This window comes from Caballeronia arvi, from assembly GCF_001544695.2.
GTDB classification, from domain to species: domain Bacteria; phylum Pseudomonadota; class Gammaproteobacteria; order Burkholderiales; family Burkholderiaceae; genus Caballeronia; species Caballeronia arvi.
Genome location: NZ_FCOM02000200.1, coordinates 1 through 1,913 on the forward strand (window position 1 = coordinate 1; position 1,913 = coordinate 1,913).

At 59.7% G+C, this 1,913-nt stretch carries 3 protein-coding genes; all 3 read right to left on the reverse strand.

Translation table 11 applies throughout. The features are described from left to right. Positions 1-1,055 (reverse strand): IS66 family transposase (tnpC, locus tag AWB74_RS44265; protein ID WP_061152767.1); only part of this gene is annotated, 1,055 nt, incomplete at its 3' end. A gap of 30 nt (positions 1,056-1,085) precedes the next feature. Continuing rightward, on the reverse strand, positions 1,086-1,430 hold the full coding sequence (gene tnpB, locus AWB74_RS44270) for an IS66 family insertion sequence element accessory protein TnpB (RefSeq protein ID WP_061152765.1): 345 nt from the start codon (positions 1,428-1,430) through the stop codon (positions 1,086-1,088). Beyond that, the gene (gene tnpA / locus AWB74_RS44275) at positions 1,427-1,828 is read right to left on the reverse strand and encodes an IS66-like element accessory protein TnpA (RefSeq protein WP_200822127.1); all 402 of its coding nucleotides are present in this window, start codon (positions 1,826-1,828) and stop codon (positions 1,427-1,429) included. The genes tnpB and tnpA overlap by 4 nt, the downstream gene beginning before the upstream one ends. Between the last annotated feature and the right edge of the window lie 85 nt (positions 1,829-1,913).

Genomic DNA, 1,913 nt, shown 5'->3' on the forward strand with positions numbered 1-1,913 from the left:
TATCTCCAGATAAAAACATTCTCGGGATACTGATCCCAGCACGAGGCCAGTCGAACTTTGCCGCTTTCGGTTATCTCGTTGAAGCCTGCATAGCCGTCGCCCTGAAGGACGCCTTGGAATTCGGCAAGATGGGTCTGAGGGTGGACTCCTTTGCGGTCCGGCGAGTACGCGAACCAGACCGCAGCAGGTTCGCTCGAAGCTGAGCGGCGATCGTCACGCACGTAGACCCACAACCGACCAGTTTTGGTTTTCTTGTTGCCGGGCGCGAGCACCGGGATCGGTGTGTCGTCCGCGTGGAGCTTCGCAGTCGCCATCGTGTAGCGACGCAGGGCTTCGGTCAGCAGCCGACAGAGTTCTTCGCATTGCCCGACCCAACGTGCCATGGTCGCCCGATCGAGACGTACGCCGTCGCGCGCCGCAATCTCGGACTGCCGATACAGCGGCGTATGGTTTGCATATTTCGCAACAAGGATCTCGGCCAGCAAGCTCGGATGTGCGATGCTGCGCTCAATCGGCAGCCCGGGCATGGGACGTTGCTCGATATGGCCGCAGTTAGAGCACACCCGTTTGCGACGGATAGTGCGGATTACCTTGAACATCGCTGTGACGCGGGCGAGTTGTTCGGATACGTCCTCGCCGAGCAGGTCCATGCCGATGTCGCATTTCGGGCAGATCGAATCGGGCTCAAACACGCGTTCTTCGCGTGGTAGATGGGGCGCTAAGGCTTCCTTCGAAGATGTGGCAGAAGCGCCTGAACTCGATGCACGAGCACGCGCGCGACGAACATCAGCGACGCCGCTACCGGCTGCCAGATCCTCAAGTTGAGTTTCGAGCCGATCGATATGCCGATCGAGTTGTTCGGATTTGCGACCGAAATGCATGCGCCTGAGCTTGTCGATCTGTGCCTTCAGGCGATCGAGTTCCTGGTCTCGCTCAACGATCTCCCGGTCGCGCTCGGCGATCTCCTGGCGCATCTTCGTCATTGATGCCTGCTGCTCGAGCACCAAGGCACGGAGCTCGGCAACGGTGTCCGGAAGAGGAGCATGATCGGGCATGCACGGCAGTTTACGAGCCTTCGACTCGGTTTACAACATCGACAACGCGGCCGTGCGACGGGGTTGTCGCCAGTCGATGCCTTCCAGCAACATCGATAGCTGCGCCGACGTCAAATAGATCTTGCCGCCATCGGCTTGGGGCCAGATAAATCGCCCATGCGAAAGCCGTTTTGCGAGCAGCCATAGTCCGTCATCGGTTGCCCAAAGGATCTTTACGAGATCGCCGCGACGGCCTCTAAAAATGAACACGTCGCCGCCCAGCGGATTGTCTTCAAGTGCGGTTTGCACCTTCGCGGCCAGCGCCGGAAATCCGCTGCGCATGTCGGTCACACCTGCTGCGATCCACACGCGCGTACCTGTTGGCAGCCCGATCACGATCGCACACTCTTCAGTACCGTACGCAGTGTTTCGGCGTCGACTGCTCCATCGACCTTGACCACTGCACGTCCGATCCGAACTTCGATCGTGCCGACGCTCGCGGCGGACTTCACGATTTGCTGTTCCTGTTGGACTGACGGTTTCGGAGTGATTGTGCCCGGCGCGTCGTCCACGACCGTCACCGGAACAAGCTCGGTTGATCCGGCAAGCTGCTCGGCCCGATATCGACGTCGCCACTTGAACAACATATTGGCGTTGATGCCATGCTCTCTGGCGAGTTTCGAAACCGAGACGCCCGGCTCACATGCCGCCGCGGCCAGACGGCGTCGAAATTCAGGGCTGTGGTTTGGGCTCCCTCTACGCGTTCCCGAGGCCAGCTTCTCTTCTGATCCCAAAGTGGTTCCCGCTACTTGAAGTGGTGGGAACCACTTTGGCGTCTCAGATTGCGCGAATCAAGACGGCCGTGCCGCGACGCTTACC